Source organism: Bacillus sp. EKM202B, assembly GCF_011066025.1.
In the GTDB taxonomy this organism is placed as follows: Bacteria; Bacillota; Bacilli; order Bacillales; family Bacillaceae_G; genus Bacillus_A; species Bacillus_A toyonensis.
The window spans coordinates 1-297 of the sequence record NZ_JAAMNK010000119.1 but is presented as its reverse complement, the minus strand read 5'-3'; the positions used below and the strand labels follow the sequence as shown (position 1 = coordinate 297).

Sequence of the window (297 nt, the reverse complement as noted above, 5' to 3'; positions counted from 1 at the left end):
ATGATTCTTTAACATATTCGATACTTGCAAATCCTCTATACCGATAACATCGTGGTTTTTGATGATTTCAGTTGAGACTTTGTCCAAGTAATCTTTTCTAGCATTCTTCATATATTCATGAATTCTAGCTACTTATACTCGCTGTTTATTCCAGCGAGAAGATCCTTTTATTCTTCTAGAAAGAACACGCTGTGCTTTCGCCAACTCCTCTTCTAATGACCGAAAAAACTTCGGATTTTTATAGGTTGTTCCATCTGACAAAATGGCGAAATCTTTTAGTCCCACATCCATTCCAAT

At 35.7% G+C, this 297-nt stretch carries 1 pseudogene; it reads right to left on the bottom strand.

The window, feature by feature from the left end:
- A pseudogene (locus tag G9F74_RS29610) lies at nucleotides 1–297 on the bottom strand (RNA-guided endonuclease InsQ/TnpB family protein); the annotation flags it as partial.